The 18,095-nt window shown below is 68.4% G+C and carries 19 protein-coding genes; 6 read left to right on the top strand and 13 right to left on the bottom strand.

Annotated features, from left to right (window positions below):
• The first annotated feature begins 796 nt into the window (after positions 1-796).
• Complete coding sequence (locus MFF26_RS06310) at positions 797-2,965, top strand: TonB-dependent receptor plug domain-containing protein (RefSeq protein WP_171015546.1); 2,169 nt, start codon at positions 797-799, stop codon at positions 2,963-2,965.
• Positions 2,966-3,110: 145 nt separating this feature from the next.
• Here MFF26_RS06310 and MFF26_RS06305 read toward each other — a convergent pair whose 3' ends face one another.
• The 9 genes from MFF26_RS06305 to purD form a co-directional block, all read right to left on the bottom strand.
• Positions 3,111-3,377 (bottom strand): hypothetical protein, encoded by a 267-nt coding sequence (locus MFF26_RS06305; protein WP_137831013.1) that lies wholly within the window; start codon positions 3,375-3,377, stop codon positions 3,111-3,113.
• Positions 3,361-4,044 (bottom strand): hypothetical protein, encoded by a 684-nt coding sequence (locus tag MFF26_RS06300; RefSeq protein ID WP_238307762.1) that lies wholly within the window; start codon positions 4,042-4,044, stop codon positions 3,361-3,363. The genes MFF26_RS06305 and MFF26_RS06300 overlap by 17 nt, the downstream gene beginning before the upstream one ends.
• Positions 4,045-4,060: 16 nt before the next feature.
• A complete protein-coding gene (locus tag MFF26_RS06295) occupies positions 4,061-5,506 on the bottom strand; it encodes an APC family permease (RefSeq protein WP_238307761.1) in 1,446 nt (481 codons plus the stop codon).
• Complete coding sequence (locus tag MFF26_RS06290) at positions 5,506-5,676, bottom strand: hypothetical protein (protein ID WP_171015545.1); 171 nt, start codon at positions 5,674-5,676, stop codon at positions 5,506-5,508. The genes MFF26_RS06295 and MFF26_RS06290 overlap by 1 nt, the downstream gene beginning before the upstream one ends.
• Positions 5,677-5,802: 126 nt before the next feature.
• Positions 5,803-6,186 carry a hypothetical protein gene (locus MFF26_RS06285; RefSeq protein WP_137831037.1) on the bottom strand — a complete coding sequence of 128 codons (384 nt, stop codon included), beginning with the start codon at positions 6,184-6,186 and terminating at the stop codon, positions 5,803-5,805.
• A 70-nt stretch (positions 6,187-6,256) separates the two neighbouring features.
• Entirely contained in the window at positions 6,257-6,550 is a 294-nt protein-coding gene (locus MFF26_RS06280) for a hypothetical protein (RefSeq protein WP_137831011.1), read from the bottom strand.
• A gap of 450 nt (positions 6,551-7,000) precedes the next feature.
• Positions 7,001-7,231 carry a hypothetical protein gene (locus tag MFF26_RS06275; protein ID WP_238307760.1) on the bottom strand — a complete coding sequence of 77 codons (231 nt, stop codon included), beginning with the start codon at positions 7,229-7,231 and terminating at the stop codon, positions 7,001-7,003.
• Between the two features lie 292 nt (positions 7,232-7,523).
• A complete protein-coding gene (locus MFF26_RS06270) occupies positions 7,524-7,967 on the bottom strand; it encodes a nucleoside deaminase (RefSeq protein ID WP_137831009.1) in 444 nt (147 codons plus the stop codon).
• Positions 7,964-9,283 (bottom strand): phosphoribosylamine--glycine ligase, encoded by a 1,320-nt coding sequence (purD, locus tag MFF26_RS06265; RefSeq protein WP_137831008.1) that lies wholly within the window; start codon positions 9,281-9,283, stop codon positions 7,964-7,966. Before purD ends, MFF26_RS06270 begins: the two co-directional genes overlap by 4 nt.
• Positions 9,284-9,500: 217 nt before the next feature.
• Between purD and MFF26_RS06260 the strand changes: the two genes are divergently transcribed.
• Entirely contained in the window at positions 9,501-9,656 is a 156-nt protein-coding gene (locus tag MFF26_RS06260; RefSeq protein WP_238307759.1) for a hypothetical protein, read from the top strand.
• Positions 9,657-9,842: 186 nt separating this feature from the next.
• Positions 9,843-11,378, top strand: coding sequence for an exodeoxyribonuclease VII large subunit (xseA, locus tag MFF26_RS06255; protein WP_137831091.1), 1,536 nt, complete (start codon positions 9,843-9,845; stop codon positions 11,376-11,378).
• Between the two features lie 172 nt (positions 11,379-11,550).
• On the opposite strand, the gene MFF26_RS06250 is transcribed toward xseA, so the two are convergent.
• The 3 genes from MFF26_RS06250 to MFF26_RS06240 form a co-directional block, all read right to left on the bottom strand.
• Entirely contained in the window at positions 11,551-12,759 is a 1,209-nt protein-coding gene (locus MFF26_RS06250; RefSeq protein WP_238307758.1) for a YbfB/YjiJ family MFS transporter, read from the bottom strand.
• On the bottom strand, positions 12,756-13,154 hold the full coding sequence (locus tag MFF26_RS06245; protein ID WP_137831092.1) for a lysozyme inhibitor LprI family protein: 399 nt from the start codon (positions 13,152-13,154) through the stop codon (positions 12,756-12,758). The genes MFF26_RS06250 and MFF26_RS06245 overlap by 4 nt, the downstream gene beginning before the upstream one ends.
• 91 nt (positions 13,155-13,245) lie before the next feature.
• Entirely contained in the window at positions 13,246-14,010 is a 765-nt protein-coding gene (locus tag MFF26_RS06240) for a GNAT family N-acetyltransferase (protein WP_137831093.1), read from the bottom strand.
• Positions 14,011-14,168: 158 nt separating this feature from the next.
• Between MFF26_RS06240 and MFF26_RS06235 the strand changes: the two genes are divergently transcribed.
• From MFF26_RS06235 to MFF26_RS06225, 3 genes are all read left to right on the top strand, one after another.
• Positions 14,169-14,396: a DUF4170 domain-containing protein gene (locus MFF26_RS06235; RefSeq protein ID WP_137831094.1), complete on the top strand. Its 228-nt coding sequence runs from the start codon at positions 14,169-14,171 to the stop codon at positions 14,394-14,396.
• Positions 14,397-14,694: 298 nt separating this feature from the next.
• Positions 14,695-15,639, top strand: coding sequence for a ribose-phosphate pyrophosphokinase (locus MFF26_RS06230; RefSeq protein ID WP_056237262.1), 945 nt, complete (start codon positions 14,695-14,697; stop codon positions 15,637-15,639).
• 485 nt (positions 15,640-16,124) lie between these two features.
• Positions 16,125-17,093 (top strand): LysR family transcriptional regulator, encoded by a 969-nt coding sequence (locus tag MFF26_RS06225; RefSeq protein ID WP_137831095.1) that lies wholly within the window; start codon positions 16,125-16,127, stop codon positions 17,091-17,093.
• A gap of 92 nt (positions 17,094-17,185) precedes the next feature.
• On the opposite strand, the gene MFF26_RS06220 is transcribed toward MFF26_RS06225, so the two are convergent.
• Positions 17,186-18,058 (bottom strand): RNA polymerase factor sigma-32, encoded by an 873-nt coding sequence (locus MFF26_RS06220; protein ID WP_137831096.1) that lies wholly within the window; start codon positions 18,056-18,058, stop codon positions 17,186-17,188.
• Positions 18,059-18,095: the final 37 nt, after the last annotated feature.

Raw genomic sequence — 18,095 nt, 5'->3', positions numbered from 1 at the left:
TGAGGAAATTACATGCACATATTATTGATGCCTCTCTTTTGCTCGACGATTTACCCTCCGTCTTCAGTTCCCGACCTCGTCGATTGCATGATGCAATCGGGTCCTGCGATATCTGCGGCAACGATAAATCTCGCCACAGCCTCACGCGCACCAAATGCCCACGCCACCGTTGAGAACGAACCAAGCGGCCATTGATCGGGGCATGAGAGACCACAGCACTGAGCCGTAGTTTTCCAGAGCACCTCTGTTCCATCAAAATCGAAGAAACCGTATTTATGCTTCTCTCGACTACAATAAAAATCTACATATTGCTGCCTCGCCTCGAAAACTGCAGAGAAACCATAGTCATATTTACATGCATACGCTCATATTAAGTTATTTATGTTCATCGAGGTAAATTCATCAACTTCAAGCCACACCAGTACAGTGCGATGCATCCTACCATACTGATGAGGCATAGATCAGATCGAACTTCTATATGAAACGGGCAGATATTTGTCATTAGTATAACTATAATATTTTATACTGGTGTTGACTCGACAAAATTTGAGAATTATCGCCCATTAACGGCTGATTTCCGGCGCCAAGCATTCGCCGCCCAGACGATACAAGCATCGCCGAGATGAATCGGGCGATTCTCCGGGCATAAATCCGCACATCCCGAAAGCAACGCCAAAACGACGGCCGGCCAGAAGCATTTCGCTCCGCCAGCATCTCGCTGCCCGCCGGTTCATCAAACAAAATTCGATTTGGAGACACCTCCATGAGGCATGCTCTCGCCCCCAGGGGCGTTCCGATGCTGATGCTTGCCGTTGCGTCCGTCAGTTCAGCCACGGCCCAAGATTATCCCGCAGTTCATTTGGATACCATCGAAGTCCGACGCGGCCTGATGCGAGAGGGCGGTCTCCGCGTCGAGCATTATCGGCTGACCGAGCCGGTTCCGACCGTGACGGTTGATCGGAAAGATCTCGAATTGCTGCCCTCGGATCGTGTGAGTGACGCGCTTGCCCGCATGCCCGGCGTTCAGGTGTCGGGCCCACCCGGCGAGAAGAAGGCGTTCGGCCTGCGCGGGCTCACGCCGGACTACACCCGCGTCTCGATCGATGGGGTGCAGGTGCCATCCTCTGCCGGAGGCCGCAGCTTCGAACTCATGAACGTGCCGACCTTCCTGCTGGAGGAGGCTTCGATCATCCGCAATCCGGGAGCGGAAAACGAGGCGGATGGCATCGGCGGACGGATCTCGCTGCGGACACGACGCATGCCCACGGGCAATCACCTCGAGATCCGCGGCGGAAGCGGCGGCGTCGACAAGATCATCGACGGACGGCACGGACAATTTTCCGTCGCGGGAAGTCGCCTGTTCGACAGCGGCTTCGGTGTCCTCGGCGCGATCAACGTCGATCAGCGCCGCATCAGCAAGATCAAGGATTTCTCGGAGTTCAATTATTTCGGCGGACCGGGCGGTCGGGGCACGATCATCGATCAACGGGAAGTGAAAGACATCGGCAACATCGATATGATGGGTCAGATGGGTTGGGGCTGGAAGGGCGGCAGCTTCGTTGCGAAATCGTTGTATTTCAACGAGACCGTTTTTCTTCCGAATAACAGGCGCGACGTCTATCGCCGTCTGACGCGGGAGCTGAATGGACGGGAACTGACCCGGTCGACCGAAACCAGCACACTCAGTCACAACGCATTGAGCTTCGAGCAGCATTTCTCTCCGCTCTTGTTTCTGCAGCTCGATGCCTCCTACTCGCTCGCGAACTACGATTCGCGGGTAAGGGGGCGGTCGGTCAGCAACCAATTGATTGCGACCGGCGGCTATCTCGAAAAATCGAAGATCGAGGACAAACAATACGATCTGTCGGCAAAAGCAACGACCTTGTACCAACTCGGCGGCGAACATGAATTGAAATATGGGGTGTCGCTGCGCCGGCTCGAACGCAACTCGGACCGAAATATCGACAGTACGACAGCCACCGGGCAAATTTCCCGTACGCAGTCCAATATCGTTTCTTCGACCGAATCGGATTACGCGGTCGGCGAGACATTGATGGCCGGCTTCGTTCAGAACAGGGTGCGCATCGGGCGGCTCGATCTCACACCAGGACTGCGTTACGAGCAGATCGAGAATGATCTCCGAGGCAACGGCATCGCAGCCCGTCGCGAGGGTCGGGATCTGCTGCCCTCGTTCCACACCAGTTACCTGCTGACGGACGCGGTGCGCCTGAACGCCGGCGTGTCGCGCCAGCTGAATCGTCCGCAGCTTCAGGAGATTGCACCGGGCATCACCCGCCGGGGTCAACGACTTTACGAGGGAGACCCCAATCTGAAGCCCGCGCGCGCTTGGTCGTATGACGCCGGCTTGGCCTACGTGACCCCGTACGCTTTCCTCGGCGTGAATCTGTTCCACCGAGAGATCGATGACGTCATCGAGAGCGTCGAGATCACGCGCGACCGGTTCCGAACGCGCAATGTCGGCAACGGCCGGGTCCGCGGCGTCGAACTCGAACAGAGGCTCAACGCAGCGCTTCTCGGATATGCGTGGCTCGCGCCGCTGACGCTGACGGCAAACCAGACCTTCCTCGACAGCAAGGTCTACGATCCCGCCACAGGCCCGCGGCGCTTCAGTGAAACGGCGCGCTTTGTCAGCAATTGGGGCGTACTCTGGGTCGATGAAGCCACAGGTCTGCAACTCGCCTCATCACTGAGCTGGATCACGCCCCGGACGATCCTGAGCTATCAGGGGAGTGGCAGCCTGCTCTACAAGAAACTACGCACCAATTACTTCTGGGACGCGCGAATCGAGAAGGCGATCGATGCCAACATGTCCTTCTACGCTTCGGTCGAGAATATTCTCGGACAGGCACGGGATGAGTTTGAAGCGGTGCCTGCAGGCATCAGCCGTGTCGCGCGAATCGAGACCGGCCGCACGTTCATGATCGGAACTCGTGGTCGATTCTAGCTCGGAACCCGCGTCGATAGCCCGGCTTCGGCCTGGCTCGGTCGAAGCGCGATCTGTCGAGGACGCTTGCATCGGGCGGGATCGAGCCGTCGTGACGGGCCGACGAACACGACGGGCCACGGGGTGTCGGAAGGCTGCCCGCGCCTCATACGCCCCGCTCGAACCGGGCTCGGTCGAGCCGGGCGCCGCGATAGGCGTCCGTCAGGGACAGGGCCCAGACGAAGAAGCCGCCGGCATGGCGCCCGACGAAGCTCGCCTCGGGGGCGGCGAACTTCGTGGTGAGCCAGAAGCCGAGAAGGGCGAAGAGGGCGAAGCCGAGGCCCCGGGTCGTCCGGCCGATCCAGACATGGCCCATGCCGGGCAGGAGCGCCGCGACCAGGAGGACGTGGCACGGATCAGGCGGCGCGCGCATGGGCGATGGGTTCCGATCGTGTTCGCGACAGAGCTTGGGCGAGCTGCCGGGCCGCGTCGAGGGTGCCGTCGAGGAGCGCGGGCGCGACATGGTCGAGGTCGAACCGGCTGCCGCGCAGCAGCAGGTAGGCGCCGCGCCCGCCCTCCGCCGCCTGCACCACGAGGCGCAGGCCTCGCGGCGTCACCAGCACCTCCTTGATGCGGGGATCCGCCAGGATGTCGGCGAGGATCGGCGCGATGGGGCGGAGCAGCGCCTCGGCGCCGGGGGTGCCGCGCACCAGCGTGTCGGCGGACCAGCCCGACGGCGGATCGAAGCGCCGCGGCAGGTCGGCGGGGGCGTAGAATTCGGCGCCCGCGGGCCGGCGCAGCACGTTGAGGGTGGCCTCGACGGGCAGCGGCAGGCGCAGGCTCACGGACAGCCAGAGCTGCGGCAGGCGACGATGCACCAGCGCCTCCGGGATCAGCCGGACGGCGACGGGTGCCCCGTCGTGACCGCCGTCGAGGGTCGCGAACCCGGCCCGGTCGCGCCCGAGCCGCGCTGCGTCGAGCCGCGCCGCGCATTCCGAGAGAAGCCCGGCCCGCCACGCCGCCGCGCGCCGGGCCTGCCGCCCGCAGAGCAGGGCGGCGGCGAGGGTGATCGAGGCGGCGACCAGAGCGGCGGCGAGCATCGGCTCAGGAGCCCCTTCAATACCCTTTGGGCTTCGGCCAGGGCATCGTGAACTGCTCGCCGCGGCGGACATACTTGTAGCGGTGCAGCACGAACCAAGCGGAGGCCGCGATGTAGAAGGCCATCATGGCGAGCAGCTGCGTGCCGTAGCCGAGGAACACCGCGAGATAGGTGACGGTGCACAATCCCAGCAGCAGGATCGCCGGCAGCGGGTGGAGCGGGTGGACGTAGCCCCGCTGGATCGTGCCGAGCGGCCATTTGCGGCGGAACAGCACGATCGAGATCCCCATCAGCGTGTACCCGAGCAGGCCCGACAGGATCGAGAGCGTGATGGTCTGATCGAGCGGCGTCGAGATCGCGAACAGGATCGCGATGGGCACGAAGAACACGATCGCCCGGTAGGGGGTGCGGTAGGTCGGATGCACCGCCCCGAACCAGACCGGCATGTAGCGATCGCGGCCCATGGCGAACCACGCGCGGGAGGCGTCGTTGATGCAGCCATTGGCCGAGGCCACCGTGGCGAACAGCGTGCCGAGGAACAGGAACAGCTCCAGCCAGCGGCTGCCGGTGAGGCGGGCCGCGTCGTAGAGCGGCGTCACGGCCTGGCCGAGATATTCCCAGGGCATCAGGCCGGTGGAGACGTACCATGTCAGCGTCGCCGCGATCAGCAGGGTCATCATGCCGGTCATGGTGCCGAGCGGCAGCGCGCGGGCGGGGGAGCGGACCTCCTCCGCGGCCTGGGTCGTGCCCTCGATGCCGAGATAGAACCACAGGCCGAAATGCATCGCCGCGAGGATGCCGAGCGAGCCGTAGGGCAGGCCGACGAACAGGCTCTCGTGCTGCAGCACCGCGCCCGGCGCCCAGGGCTGGGCGGCGACGAACAGAACCACGATCGCCGCGAAGGCGGCCGCCGTGATGACGAGGTTGAGCGTGAGCGTCGCCAGCACGCCGCGATAGTTGAGGAAGGCGAGGGCCACCACGGTCAGCACCATGAAGGCGCGCTTGTCGACCGTGCCCTCCAGATGCAGGCTGTGGGCGAAGGCCTCGATCAGGTCGCCCGTCACGATGGCGTTGGAGACCTCCAGCATGGTGTAGGCCATGACGAGGTAGAGGCCGACATTGAAGGCCGCGAGCGGGCCGATGATGTGCTTGGCCTGGGCGTATTGTCCGCCGGCCGCCGCGACCGTCGAGGTGATCTCGGAATCGATCATCGCGACGCAGGTGTAGAGGATGCCGGCGAGCCAGCAGGCGGCGAGCGCCGCGATGGGCCCGCCCTTCCCGACGGCGAAGTTCCAGCCCATGAACTCGCCGACCAGCACGATGCCGACCCCGAGCGCCCAGACATGGCCCGGCCCGAGCACCCGCAGGAGCGCGATCTTCTTGGCCGCCGGGGCGGTGGCGGGTCCCGGCACGGCAGCGGCCGGCGCCAGGGGCTCGACGGTGGGCCGAAGGGTGCTCGTCATCACGACCTCGCCGCCGTCTCGCCGATCTCGGCATCCACGATCTCGCCCTCCTCCGAGGAGAGCAGGAAGCTCTCGTCGAAGCTGCGGTTGGTGCGCAGCAGGTCGAAGCCCATCCACAGGGCCAGGACGGTCGCGACCGCCCAGGCGCCCCAGTTCATCACGGCCACCATGGCAGGATCCCTCGGCTTTCGAAGTCGATGAAAGAGGTCGGGGCGCCTCGCGTCCTCACGCGCTCCCGGGGCGGCACCGGTTTCCGCGCGGGGCCGGCGACGCGGGGGGCAGGGTGCGGACGGGATTCAGGGGCGCGGCGGCCCGTCGAACCGCTCGGCGATGACGTCGCGGTATTGCTTGTCCGAGTAGCGGAACAGGAACACGAAGTAGCCGACGATGATGAGCGCGGTGAACGCCATCGCGCCCCAGTTGAAGGCATAATCGAAGCGCGTGCCGATGATCGTGGCCGCCTTCTCGGGGGTGAAGTCGAGCTTCTCCCATTGGGCCGCCATGACGGCGTTCTGCCCGAGGGATTCCCAGGTCGGGTTCTCGACCGTTTTGGTGGTGGTGCCCCCGCCCGCGAGCTTGAGCAGCAGCGGCAGGTAGAGGGTGATGACCACGAGCACCAGCATCAGCAGCGCGTCGACGATCTGGCCGGCGACCGATTGGGCCGGCGGCTCGTAGGGCATGCGGCCGGACGGAGCGGAGGGGGGAGGGGATCCGGCCACGGGGAGGCTGGCCCTATCCGAATGGGCCATGTCAGATCTCCCCCTTGCGGCGGAGCGCCCGCAGCTGGTCGAGATAGTAGAGGTCCATCCCGTAGATCGCGGCGCGATCCTCGCCGTAATGCCGGATCATCGCGGCGACGGCGGCGGTGTTGAGCAGCACGACGCACAATCCGACGCCGACCATCAGCCCCGTGAGCCCCGCGGCCGCGATCGCCTCGCGCATGGTCCAGAAGGTGAAGGCGTAGACCAGCCAGACGACGCAGACCGCCAGAATGGCCGCGGCCTTGTCGCGGCCGAACATGGCAGAGACCCGGGGATCCTGCATGGCGACCTCCTCCGATTGTGTTCTTGAAAGGAATTGACCTTTCTTGATGAGAAATATCCTGCCGACTTGAACAGCCGTCAAGCGGGAAACGTCGCCGCAGCGCAACAAACCTGCAGGATTCACCCTCTTGTTGGGTTGTCTCACGTTCAGCCCGGGTGAGGCGAAGGTTTCGTGTCTCGCCAGACTTGCGGAGCGATTGGCCAAATCTCAATCAGAGCGCGAGGAGCACAACCCCGCCGACACCCGGTTCCGGGCGCAATCGCCTTCCTCTGATCGTGCGGGCGGCATGATCGGGATGAGGTTCCGGGCCCGAGGAACGATTCTCCCGAAGGCACGCGCGCCGGGGGTTCACCGAACCGGCAGGTGTCGGCAAGGCCAAGGCGGCAGGACCGAGGTCACGCGCCGGCCGTCCTTCAAGGGAGCGAGCCCGGCTCGACAGCCGAGCCGGCGTCAACCGGCGCGCCGAGGGGCGCGGACCGGTGTCTGCGGGACAGCTATATCCGGGGACGTTTTCTGAACGACGGGAGCGCCGAGCGCGGCCATGAGCACGCGCAAGCCATCCACCCAGTCTTCGGCCTCCGCCAACGTGGCGAAGCCGTCGCGTCGGAAAACCTTGTCGGGCTCAATGGTCGCGATCACGTCGAACCGCCCGTCCTCCCGGTCGCTGATCGTGTAGCTCACGAGGCGAGGCATTTATCATACGTAAGGCATGGGGCGCCGGAAGAAAACCCCGACACGGAAACGAAAAGCTCGACAAAACAACGATCTAGAGCGGCCCTTGGTCACGCCGCATCGGTTGCATCGCAGCCATGCCGGATGCCGGAGCCCGTTTCCGGCCTTGCCGAAGCGGCGCAAACGGATGGCCGTGGGAGGGAGTGACGGACGCGCGTGGACGCCCTCTTGGCGGCCGGTCCGGATGTCAGCCTTCCACGCGGGGAGGGGCCTGGGCGCAACGGTCCGGCCGGATGGCGAATCAGGCCCGACGCCCGGCGAAGAAGCCGCGCAGCAGGGCCGCCGCCTCGCTCTCGCGGAAGCCCGAATAGACCTCCGGGGCGTGATGGCAGGTGGGCTGGTTGAACACCCTCGGGCCGTGTTCGACCCCGCCGCCCTTCGGGTCGCGCGCGGCGTAGTAGAGCCGCCGGATGCGGGCGAACGAGATCGCGCCCGCGCACATCGGGCAGGGCTCCAGCGTCACGTAGAGGTCGCAGCCCGTCAGCCGCTCGTCCTGAATCGCGATGCAGGCGGCCCGGATCGCCAAGATCTCGGCATGCGCCGTCGGATCGTGCAGCGCACGGGGGCGGTTGCCGGCCACCGCGAGCACCGCGCCGTCGCGCAGGATGGCCGCCCCCACCGGCACCTCGCCCAGATCCGCCGCCTCGCGGGCGGCGGCGAAGGCGAGGTCGAACGGGTCCATCAATCGGAGGCCGACCGGACCGCGCGCTCCTGGCCCGCTTCCCGCGCCACCGCCCGCCCGCCGATATCGCGACGGCAGAACCCTTCCGGCCAATCGATCCGGTCGAGGGCCGCGTAGGCACGGGCCTGCGCCTGCCCGACGCTGGCGCCGAGCGCTGTCACCGCCAGCACGCGCCCGCCATCGGCAAGCAGCCGGTCACCGTCGCGGCGGGTGCCGGCCTGGAACACGATGGCGCCGCCCTCGGCCTCCGCCGCCTCGACGCCCCGGATCTCGGAGCCGCGGGTGACCGGGCCGGGATAGCCCTCGGCCGCCATGACCACGGTGAGCGCCGCGCGGGCCGGATCGAAGCCGATCGTCACCCCCGAGAGGTCGCCCTTGGCGGCGGCGAGCAGCGCCGGCACGAGGTCACCGGTGAGGCGCGGCATCAGCACCTGCGCCTCGGGATCGCCGAAGCGGGTGTTGTACTCGATGAGCTTCGGGCCCGCTTCCGTCAGCATCAGCCCGGCATAGAGGATGCCGGAGAACGGCGTGCCGCGGTCCGTCATGCCGCGCAGCGTCGGGGCGATGATCGTCTCCATCACCGTGCGCTCGATCTCCGGCGTGACGATCGCCGCGGGGGAATAGGCGCCCATGCCGCCGGTATTGGGCCCGCGGTCGCCGTCATGGACGCGCTTGTGGTCCTGCGCCGTCCCGAGCGGGATCGCCCGGCTTCCGTCGCAGAGCGCGAAGAAGCTCGCCTCCTCGCCGAACAGGCATTCCTCGATGACGAGCGCCCCGCCCTCGGCCCCGTCGAGGATCGCCCGCACGGCGTCCTCGGCCTGCTCCAGCGTCTCGGCCACCGTCACGCCCTTGCCGGCGGCGAGGCCGTCGGCCTTGACGACGATCGGCGCGCCCTGCTCGCGCAGATAGGCCAGGGCCGGCTCGCATTCGGTGAAGCGCGCGAAGGCGGCGGTGGGAATGGAGCGCTCGGCGCACAGATCCTTGGTGAAACCCTTGGAGCCTTCGAGCTGCGCGGCGGCTCGCGTCGGTCCGAAGGCGGGGATTCCGGCGGCCTGGAGGTCGTCCACCAGCCCCGCCACCAGCGGCGCCTCCGGTCCGACCACGACGAGTCCGATCGCGTGGGTCTTGCAGAAGGCCACGACCGCCGGATGGTCGGAGATCGCGAGATCCGGGCGGTTCTCGCCGTGCCGGGCCGTCCCGGGATTGCCGGGGGCGACGAACAGGGTCTCGCACAGGGGCGATTTGGCGATGGCCCAGGCCAGGGCGTGCTCGCGCCCGCCGGCGCCGACGAGCAGGATGTTGAGAGAATTCTGGCTCATGGCCCCACCCCTTCCCAAAAATCGCGGGCCGGGGGAAGGGCTCCCGGACGATATCGTGGGCCGCCGCGCCGGCCTCCGCAGTCCCGCCCCGCCGATTTCGCGCAGGCCCGCACGCGGGAGGCGGAACGCGGCGCCCGCTCGCTCGTTAAAGCAAGCCATGCCCCTCTGCCGCCACTCGACCAGCCCCGCGCACCCCGCCTCGTCCAGGCCGACGGCCGTGCGGCTGTCGCATTACGTGGTGACGCGCCGCGCGCTTCCGCGCGTCGCCAACGACAACCGCCGCCCCCGCGCCGTTCCGGCTTGGCCCTGGGCCGTGGCGATCGTGGCGGCGCCGACGCTGACGGCGGCCCTGATCCTGACCCAACTCATCTGACGCCGGCCAAACTGGCTTGAAGGGCTCGCCACGGCATCCGATGCCGGGCGCTTGAGACCTGACCGCGTGGCCGCACGATCCGGCCAGCCTGCGCGACGGCGCAGTCGCGGTTTTCCGAAATCCCTCCCCAATCTGTGGCCGCCGCGCCCTTTACCCACCCCGGCCCGCTCCCGTAGCGTTCGGGCCATGCCGCTCGTGCCCCCGCCGCGCCCCGCCGCCGTGCCGCCGCCTCCGCCGCCGGGGGAAGCGGCGCCTGCGGCGCTCCTGAACGCCAACGCCCCCGAATGGTCGGTCGGCGACCTCGCCGCCGCCCTGAAGCGCACCCTGGAGGATTCCTTCGGGCATGTGCGACTGCGGGGCGAGATCTCGGGCTATCGCGGCCCGCACGGCTCGGGCCACGCCTATTTCTCCCTCAAGGACGGCACCGCCAAGATCGACGCAGTGGTGTGGAAGGGCGTGCTCGGACGGCTGAGGCAGAAGCCGAAGGAGGGCTTGGAGGTCATCGCCACCGGCAAGATCACGACCTTTGCCGGCAAATCCTCCTATCAGATCGTCGTCGACTCGATGGAGCCGGCCGGAATCGGCGCCTGGATGGCCCTGCTGGAGGAGCGCAAGCGTCAGCTCGCGGCGGAAGGGCTGTTCGCGGCCGAGCGCAAGCGGCCGATTCCCTTCCTGCCGGGCGTGATCGGGGTCGTGACCTCACCCACCGGCGCGGTGATCCGCGACATCCTCCACCGCCTCGCCGACCGGTTCCCGCGTCCCGTCCTGGTCTGGCCGGTCCGGGTGCAGGGGGAGGGGGCGGCCCCTGAGATCGCGGCAGCGATCCGCGGCTTCAACGCGCTGTCCCCCCACGGAGCGATCCCGCGGCCCGACGTGCTGATCGTCGCCCGCGGCGGCGGCTCGATCGAGGATCTGTGGGCCTTCAACGAGGAGGCGGTGGTACGGGCCGCCGCCGAGAGCACGATCCCGCTGATCTCGGCGGTCGGCCACGAGACCGACACGACGCTGATCGACTTCGCCTCCGACCGCCGCGCGCCGACGCCGACGGGCGCGGCCGAGATGGCGGTGCCGGTCCGCACCGAATTGCTCGCGCAGATCCACGATCTCGGCGCCCGGCAGGCCGGCACCGTCCTGCGGCGGATCGAACGCGAGCGCTCGGATTTCCGCGCGCTGGTGCGGGCCATTCCCAATGCCGACACCTTCCTCGCGGGCAAGCGCCAGCGCCTCGACCTCGCCGAGGCACGGTTGCGGCCGGCGCTCGCCGCCAATGCCCGCGATTCCCGCGAGCGGCTGTCGCGGCTCGCCGACCGGCTGACGCGCCGCTCGCCGGTCATCGCCCTGGCCGAGGCCCGCACGCGGCTGGCCGGCATCGACCATCGCCCGCGTACCGCCGTCCTGCGCGCGGTGGAGCGCCGGCGCGACCGGCTCGGGGCGCTGGACCGGATGCTCGGAGCGCTGAGCTACAAGGCGGTGCTGGCGCGCGGCTACGCGCTGGTGCGCGACGAGGCCGGCCTGCCGGTGCGCTCGGCGGACGCCGCGGCGAACACCGCCCGGCTCCAGCTGCAATTCGCCGACGGTGCGATCACCGCCGTGCCGGAGGGCTCCGCGCCGCCGACCCCGCCGCGCCCGAAGCGCGCCGCCCGCAAGCCGGCGCCCGAGGCGCCGCCGAAGGCGGAGGCCGCCGGGCCCGTGACCGCCGCGCGGCAGGGCTCGCTGTTCTGACAGGATCGGGCTGCATCGGCCGACCCCTCCCCCTCATCCTAAGACTCCGCTTCGCGGAGCTCCGAAGGAGGGGTCCAGCTCGCGCGCGATCCGCTGGAGTCCTGCTCCGAGGCCGCTTCGCAGCACCTCGGGATGAGGGGGATCAGGTGGGAGGAAGGGGGCGAGGCGCCGCTCAGGCCTCGCGCCACAACTGAAAAGCCGTCCCTACCAGAACCACCGTCGCCGCCGCCCCGGTCCAGGCGAGGGCGGCCGCGTCGGCGATGTCGAGGAGACCGAGGGCGCGCACCAGGAGCGGACCGGCGATCTGGCCGGCGGCGAAGGCGGCGGTCATCCGGGCGAGGAGCGACGTCGGATCCTCGGGCTGGGCCTCGCGCGCCCATTGCAGGCCGGCCATGGTCGCCACCATGAAGGTGCCGCCCACGAGGATCGCCGCCGCGGCGACGGCCCAGAGGGCGTGGACGAACAGGGGCAGGGCGGTCCCGAGCGCCATGAGTCCTTGCGCCGCCGCCCAGACGCGGCGGCGCGGCGCCCGGGCGAGCCAGCGGGCCGCCCCCGCCACCGACAGGGCGGCGGCGAGGCCGAACAGCGGCCAAGCCAGCCCGAACACCAGCGGATCGGGGGCGAGATCCCGGGCCATCGCCGGCAGGAACGTCGCCGGCACGATGTAGCCGAAGCCGAAGGCGCCGTAGCAGAACACCGGGCCGCCCTGCCCGCTGCGGCGCCCCACCGAGGCGACGGAGACCCGCGGCGGCCCTTCGTTCCCGCTCAGGCCCCGGGACAGTCCCCGCACGAGCAGCGCGCCGGCCGCCGCGATCATCCCGAGTTCGAGCCAGAGCCGATCCGCCGATTGGCGCCCGCCGAGCCAAGCCAGGATGCCGGCGAGGGCGATGCCGAGGCCGACCCCGGTATAGATCCAGGCGCCCATCCCCTCGGCCCGTCGGCGGGCGAGTTGGGCGAGGCACCAACCGCTGGCGCAGACCAGCGCCCAAGCGCTGAACACGCCCGCGGCCGCGCGCAGCCCGGCCCCGGCAAGGATGGTGAGACGGGGATTCGGGACGGAGCCGAGGCCCGCCATCGCGAGGGTGGTCAGTGCGACGCCGAGCAGGCCGAGCCGGAGCCCGCGCCGTGGATCGTCGGCGAAGCGCGACGCGGTCAGCGCGCCGACGAGGTAGCCGACATAATTGGCCGCCGCCCATTCCGCGCCGGACACCGCGCTCAGGCTGCCGTCGCGGATCATCAGCGGCATCAGCGGTGTGAAGGCGAAGCGACCGATCCCCATGGCGACGGCGAGCGCCACGAGGCCGACCGCGACGACCGGCCGGGTCGCGGAGCCGGCCGCGGCGGGGGAGGGAGCGCCGAACCGGGCCGGATCGGGCCTCACTCGGTCAAGCGCCCGACACAGGACAGATCCCCCTCCTGACAGGACAGGTAGCCGTTCAGCCGCCGGGTCCGATCCCCGGTCAGAGCGGCGAGGCAGCCCGCGCGCACCATCGGCTGGGCCGACCCGCCCTCGGCTCCGGAGGCTTCCAGATCGCAGCTGCGGTCGCGATAGAGCAGCCAGGCGCGCTGCGCCTCCTTCAGCCCCTGCTGCGCCTTCGGGCCGATGCCCTTCAGCAGCTTGGCATAGGCCGCATTCATGGCCGTATCGGCGCGCTTGAAGTCGGCCGCTGTGCAGGCGTCGAGATCGGCCTGGGTCGGGCCGCTGCACGCGGCGGCGGGGCTCGCCGGGCCGAGGGCGAGACCGATTGCGGCGGCGGCAACGAACGCGCGAACCATCCTGTGGCGCTCCGGGTTGGGGCAAGCCCATTCGGCCCCTGCCGCGCAGAAGGTCAACGTGACCGTTCGGCGCCCGGCACTCCGGTCCTCGTCAGTCCGGCTCGCGGCGCCGGTAATGGTAGGCGAAGAGTTCGCGGTCGAAACCGAGACCGGCATAGAGCCGGCGGGCGGGGTCGTTGTCGGCCACCACCTGCAGGCAGGCCGCCTCGGCATCGTGGGCGCGGCCCCACCGCATCAGCGCCGCGACGACGCGGCGGGCGAGGCCCTGCCCGCGCAGCCCCTCCACGGTACCCACCGATTCGATCACCAGGAGGGATCGGTCGAGCACGCCGTAGGCCATGGCGGCGACGGCGCCGTCCTGCCGGATCGCCGCGAAGGCCTTGGGCAGCAGGATCGTCCGGATCATGCCTTCGTAGACCGCACTCGCCGTGGCATCCGCCCGGTTGAGGGCCGCGCGGGCACCGAGCCATTCCGTATCCGGGGAGGGGGTCAGCGCCACCGCCGGATCGGTCTCGTCCGACCGGGCTGGAAGGTCGGCGAAGAGGGTCAGCGAGCGGCCGAAGGCGCCGTAGCCCCGCCGCGTCAGGGCTGCGTCGAGATCGGGAGCGATCTCCGGCACCCGGAACAGGGCGGATCGCCCAAGTGCGGCATAGGTCGCCTCGCCGGCCGCGATCACCGCCTCCGGATCGGCCCGAGCGCCGCGCAGGGGGTTCACCGAATTTGCGCGCCGCGCCGTCCCACCCGAGGCCCGAAGCAGATAGCCGCCGATCAGGACCTGCCGCGGCGAGGGCCACGCGTTGAGACAGGCCTCCTCGACCGTCCAGGCAAGGGCATCGTCGGATGCGGCGTGAAGCATTCCCGACCTCCCCGGGGCCGAACGGAGGAGGGCATCCCACCTGCCGGGATGCAACCCCCTCCCATCGCGCGGGCGGCTTGACCCGTCCCTCCGCCTCTGCGACCGACGCGGCACGGCTCGTGCCTTCCGGGAAGCGAGCCCTGCGGCAGGAGAGGCGCGTGACCACGACGATCGATTCGGATCAGAAGCTCCACCTCGTGTTCGGCGGCGAACTGGAGGATGTCTCGGGCGTGCGCTTCCGCGACCTGAAGGGTCTCGACGTGGTCGGTATCTTCCCCGATTACGCCTCCGCCCAGACCGCATGGCGGGCCAAGGCACAGGCCACCGTCGACAGCGCCCAGACCCGCTACTTCATCGTCCACCTGCACCGCCTGCTCGAGCCGTGAAGGGTCTGCCCGAATGGGCAAAGCGCTCGTCCTGCCGTCGTAGGGCCGGATGCGGTGAGCGCCCCGCGCAGCGCGCCTCGACTCTTGTCCCAGCGTCTCGCGGAGCGGGGCGCCCGCGGACGCGACCGCCGACATCTCGGGTCGACGAACGAACCACAGCGCCATCGCTCCGGCGCTGTGAAACCATTGTGACGGCGCGGCCCCGCTGTTATGAGCCCGCGCGACCGGATTGCGGCGTGGTCTCGGACGCCCGTCGTCATGCGCGTCCCACGAGTGAGAGAGCCGAGAGACGCCCGGCATGACGTCGTCGATCAAGATCATCGCTGGCAATGCGAGCCGCCCCCTCGCGGAGGCAATCGCCGCTTACCTCGAATTGCCGCTCGCGAGCTGCATGGTCCGGCGCTTCGCCGACATGGAGATCTTCGTCGAGCTGCAGGAGAACGTGCGCGGCGAGGACGTGTTCATCGTCCAGTCGACCTCGTTCCCGGCCAACGATCACCTGATGGAACTGCTCATCATGATCGACGCGGCGCGGCGCTCCTCCGCGCGGCGCATCACGGCGGTGATCCCCTATTTCGGCTATGCCCGGCAGGACCGGCGCACGTCGGGCCGCACGCCGATCTCGGCCAAGCTCGTCTGCAACCTGATCACCGAGGCCGGCGCCGACCGGGTGCTCACCCTCGATCTCCATGCGGGCCAGATCCAGGGCTTCTTCGACATCCCCACCGACAACCTGTTCGCCGCGCCCGTGATGGTGCGCGACATCAAGGAACGGCTGGCACCGGGCCAGCGCATGGTGGTCTCGCCGGATGTCGGCGGCGTGGTGCGCGCCCGCGCCCTCGCCAAGCGGATCGATGCCTCGCTGGCGATCGTCGACAAGCGCCGCGAGCGCGCTGGCGAGTCGGAGGTGATGAACATCATCGGTGACGTGGAGGGCCAGTCCTGCATCCTGGTCGACGATATCGTCGATTCCGGCGGCACCCTCGTGAACGCGGCCGAAGCCCTGCTGAATGCAGGCGCCAAGGACGTGTCGGCCTACATCACCCACGGGGTGCTCTCGGGCGGCGCGGTCTCGCGCATCGCCGCCTCGCGGATGAAGGAACTCGTCATCACCGACTCGATCCTTCCGACCCAGGCCGTCAAGCTCGCTCGCAACATCCGGGTGATCTCGATCGCGCCGCTGCTCGGCGAGGCGATCGGACGAACGGCAACGGAATCGAGCGTGTCGAGCCTGTTCACCTGACGGCGCAGGCAGCCTCGAAGGGCACCGCATCGATCGGGCAGGGCGCGACGGGAGATGTCGCGTGGTCGCCGGGGGACGAGCAATCCGGTTCCGCCCGCTGGCGACGTCGGAGCCGGTTCCGGCAAACCGCTCGATCGAGATGATCCGGAGCATCGGTCGGAAGGCGTCAGCCGATCGTCATGGAGAACTACGCAACGGGGACCTGAGACTCCGTCATCGATGGAGCGGCGCACGTCGCAATCCTCCGGTCGAGGGGTCCTCTTGCGAGCGGGCCCGAGCCGTCCGTCACGGGTCCGATGCCGATGCTGCAGTGCAACCGGAGGACGCGTTCGAATTATTCCAAAATACGAAACGATTTTTCCAGCCGAACCGTCAATGGTCGGATATGGCTTAAGCCATTATGCTAGATGCGAAGGGGCTTGCGTAAGCTATTGGGCATAGGGCTCAGCGCAACCTCACGTATTGTGTAGGCGGGCCGCGGAACAATGTCGCAACCTCAACTGCTGCGCGACATGGCGCTCTTCGTCGAGGTTGCGCGTCGTAAGAGCTTCAGTCAGGCGGCGGCGGCCCTCGGCATGCCGATTTCGTCGCTGTCGCGGCGCATCACCATGTTCGAGTCGGCGGTGGGCCTGCGCCTCCTCGATCGGACCACCCGAAAACTGGCGCTGACATCCTACGGCGAGGCCTATCTCGCCCAGATCTCGCGGCTCGTCGATGAGGCACAGCGAACCTTCGACGACATGACGGCGGTGGCCAAGGGACCGAGCGGGTTCCTGAAGATCGCCGCGCCGCCGGATTTCTGGGTGCTGCGCCATCTCTCCGGGGTGATCACGGAATTCTCCAGGCGGCACGAGCACATCCACGTCCACGTCGATCTCAAACCCGCTCCGGTCGACCTCGTCGGCGACAATTACGATCTCGCCGTCGCGATCGAAGAGCCGCGCGAAACCTCGTTGATCGTGCGCAAGGTCGCGGAAGTGGAGAACGGGATGTTCGCCGCGCCCAGCTATCTCGCGGAGCGGGGCGAGCCGACGACGCCGATCGATCTGGAACGTCATCAGGTCATCGTGCCGACGCAGGGCACCAGCGCCCTCTGGTCGTTGAGCCGCAGCGGCGAGACGGTGGCGATCACCGTCGGTGGGCCGATCTCCTGCAATTCACCGAGCCTCGCCCGCCGCTTCGCCGTCGCCGGTCAGGGCATCACCACCGCCAACGTCATCAACGTCGATGACGATCTGGCGGGTGGCCGCCTGCGGCGGGTCCTGCCCGATTGGACCCTGCCGGCGACACCGGTCTATTTCGTCACCACCTCACGATTGCTGCCGGCCAAATCCCGCAGCTTCATCGACTTCGCGACCAAGCGGCTCGCCGCGGTGCTGGCCAGTGCCTCGCGCGATTCGAACCATCCCGCCGCCGGGCGCGCCCGCCCTGTCGAGAACGTCATGACGACCTGACGCGGTCCTTCGGCCCGAACGGTCCGATCGAACCACGACAAAGGGCTGCACCCGCGGGATGCAGCCCTCTCGATGAAGCGACGAAGTCCGGCTCAGGCGTAGACGCTGCTCGGAGCCTGCGGAAACTTCTCGGCCAGCGCCCGACGCAGCTTCTCAAGGGCGCGGTTCTCGATCTGACGGACGCGTTCCTTCGAGATGCCGAGCCGGTGGCCGAGCGCTTCGAGGGTCGCCTGATCCTCGGCGAGGCGACGCTCGCGCAGGATACGAAGCTCGCGCTCCGACAACACCGTGAGGGCCTGACGCAGCCAGATCAGGCGGCGCTCGCCGTCGACGCGGGCCGAGACGGTCTCGTCGGGCAGGGCGGCGCCGTCCACGAGGAAGTCCATACGCTCGGAAGAGGCGTCGCTATCCTCGCCGACGGGGGCGTTCAGCGACATGTCGGGGCCCGACAATCGGGCGTCCATCAGGGCCACATCCTCACGCGACACGCCGATAGCGGTGGCGATGCGGCTGTGAATCTCGGAGCCGACCTGCTCCTCGGTGGATTGCATCAGCCGGGCGCGCAGGCGGCGAAGGTTGAAGAACAGCGCCTTCTGCGCCGAACTCGTCCCGCCGCGCACGATCGACCAGTTGCGCAGGATGTAATCCTGGATCGAGGCACGGATCCACCACGTGGCGTAGGTCGAGAAGCGCACGTCCCGCTCCGGCTCGAAGCGGGCAGCGGCCTCCATGAGGCCGACATGGCCTTCCTGGACGAGATCGGCCATCGGCAGACCGTAATGGCGGAAGCGGCCGGCAAGCGCGATTACGAGGCGCATATGCGCGGAGATCAGCCGGTGGAGGGCGCGCTCGTCGCGGGCCTCCTTCCAGGCTACGGCGAGCCCACGCTCTTCTTCCCGCGCAAGGAACGGCGCCTCCATCGCTGTTCGAACGAACTGACGCCGCATCCCCGCGATCTCTGCCATGCCCGCCTCTCTCGTGAGCGTTCTTGGATAGCGTTCT

It is taken from the genome of Methylorubrum suomiense (assembly GCF_022179765.1).
GTDB lineage: Bacteria > Pseudomonadota > Alphaproteobacteria > Rhizobiales > Beijerinckiaceae > Methylobacterium > Methylobacterium suomiense.
The sequence above is the reverse complement of the archived record's forward strand: the minus strand, read 5'-3'. Positions and strand labels throughout refer to the sequence as shown.

Bases quoted from the DNA above. Each gene is read 5' to 3' on its own strand.
- MFF26_RS06310 (WP_171015546.1), top strand. From the start codon at position 797: ATGCTGATGCTTGCCGTTGCGTCCGTCAGTTCAGCCACGGCCCAAGAT.
- MFF26_RS06305 (WP_137831013.1), bottom strand. From the start codon at position 3,377: ATGCGCGCGCCGCCTGATCCGTGCCACGTCCTCCTGGTCGCGGCGCTC.
- MFF26_RS06300 (WP_238307762.1), bottom strand. From the start codon at position 4,044: ATGCTCGCCGCCGCTCTGGTCGCCGCCTCGATCACCCTCGCCGCCGCC.
- MFF26_RS06295 (WP_238307761.1), bottom strand. From the start codon at position 5,506: ATGACGAGCACCCTTCGGCCCACCGTCGAGCCCCTGGCGCCGGCCGCT.
- MFF26_RS06290 (WP_171015545.1), bottom strand. From the start codon at position 5,676: ATGGTGGCCGTGATGAACTGGGGCGCCTGGGCGGTCGCGACCGTCCTG.
- MFF26_RS06285 (WP_137831037.1), bottom strand. From the start codon at position 6,186: ATGCCCTACGAGCCGCCGGCCCAATCGGTCGCCGGCCAGATCGTCGAC.
- MFF26_RS06280 (WP_137831011.1), bottom strand. From the start codon at position 6,550: ATGCAGGATCCCCGGGTCTCTGCCATGTTCGGCCGCGACAAGGCCGCG.
- purD (WP_137831008.1), bottom strand. From the start codon at position 9,283: ATGAGCCAGAATTCTCTCAACATCCTGCTCGTCGGCGCCGGCGGGCGC.
- xseA (WP_137831091.1), top strand. From the start codon at position 9,843: ATGCCGCTCGTGCCCCCGCCGCGCCCCGCCGCCGTGCCGCCGCCTCCG.
- MFF26_RS06245 (WP_137831092.1), bottom strand. From the start codon at position 13,154: ATGGTTCGCGCGTTCGTTGCCGCCGCCGCAATCGGTCTCGCCCTCGGC.
- MFF26_RS06240 (WP_137831093.1), bottom strand. From the start codon at position 14,010: ATGCTTCACGCCGCATCCGACGATGCCCTTGCCTGGACGGTCGAGGAG.
- MFF26_RS06230 (WP_056237262.1), top strand. From the start codon at position 14,695: ATGACGTCGTCGATCAAGATCATCGCTGGCAATGCGAGCCGCCCCCTC.
- MFF26_RS06225 (WP_137831095.1), top strand. From the start codon at position 16,125: ATGTCGCAACCTCAACTGCTGCGCGACATGGCGCTCTTCGTCGAGGTT.
- MFF26_RS06220 (WP_137831096.1), bottom strand. From the start codon at position 18,058: ATGGCAGAGATCGCGGGGATGCGGCGTCAGTTCGTTCGAACAGCGATG.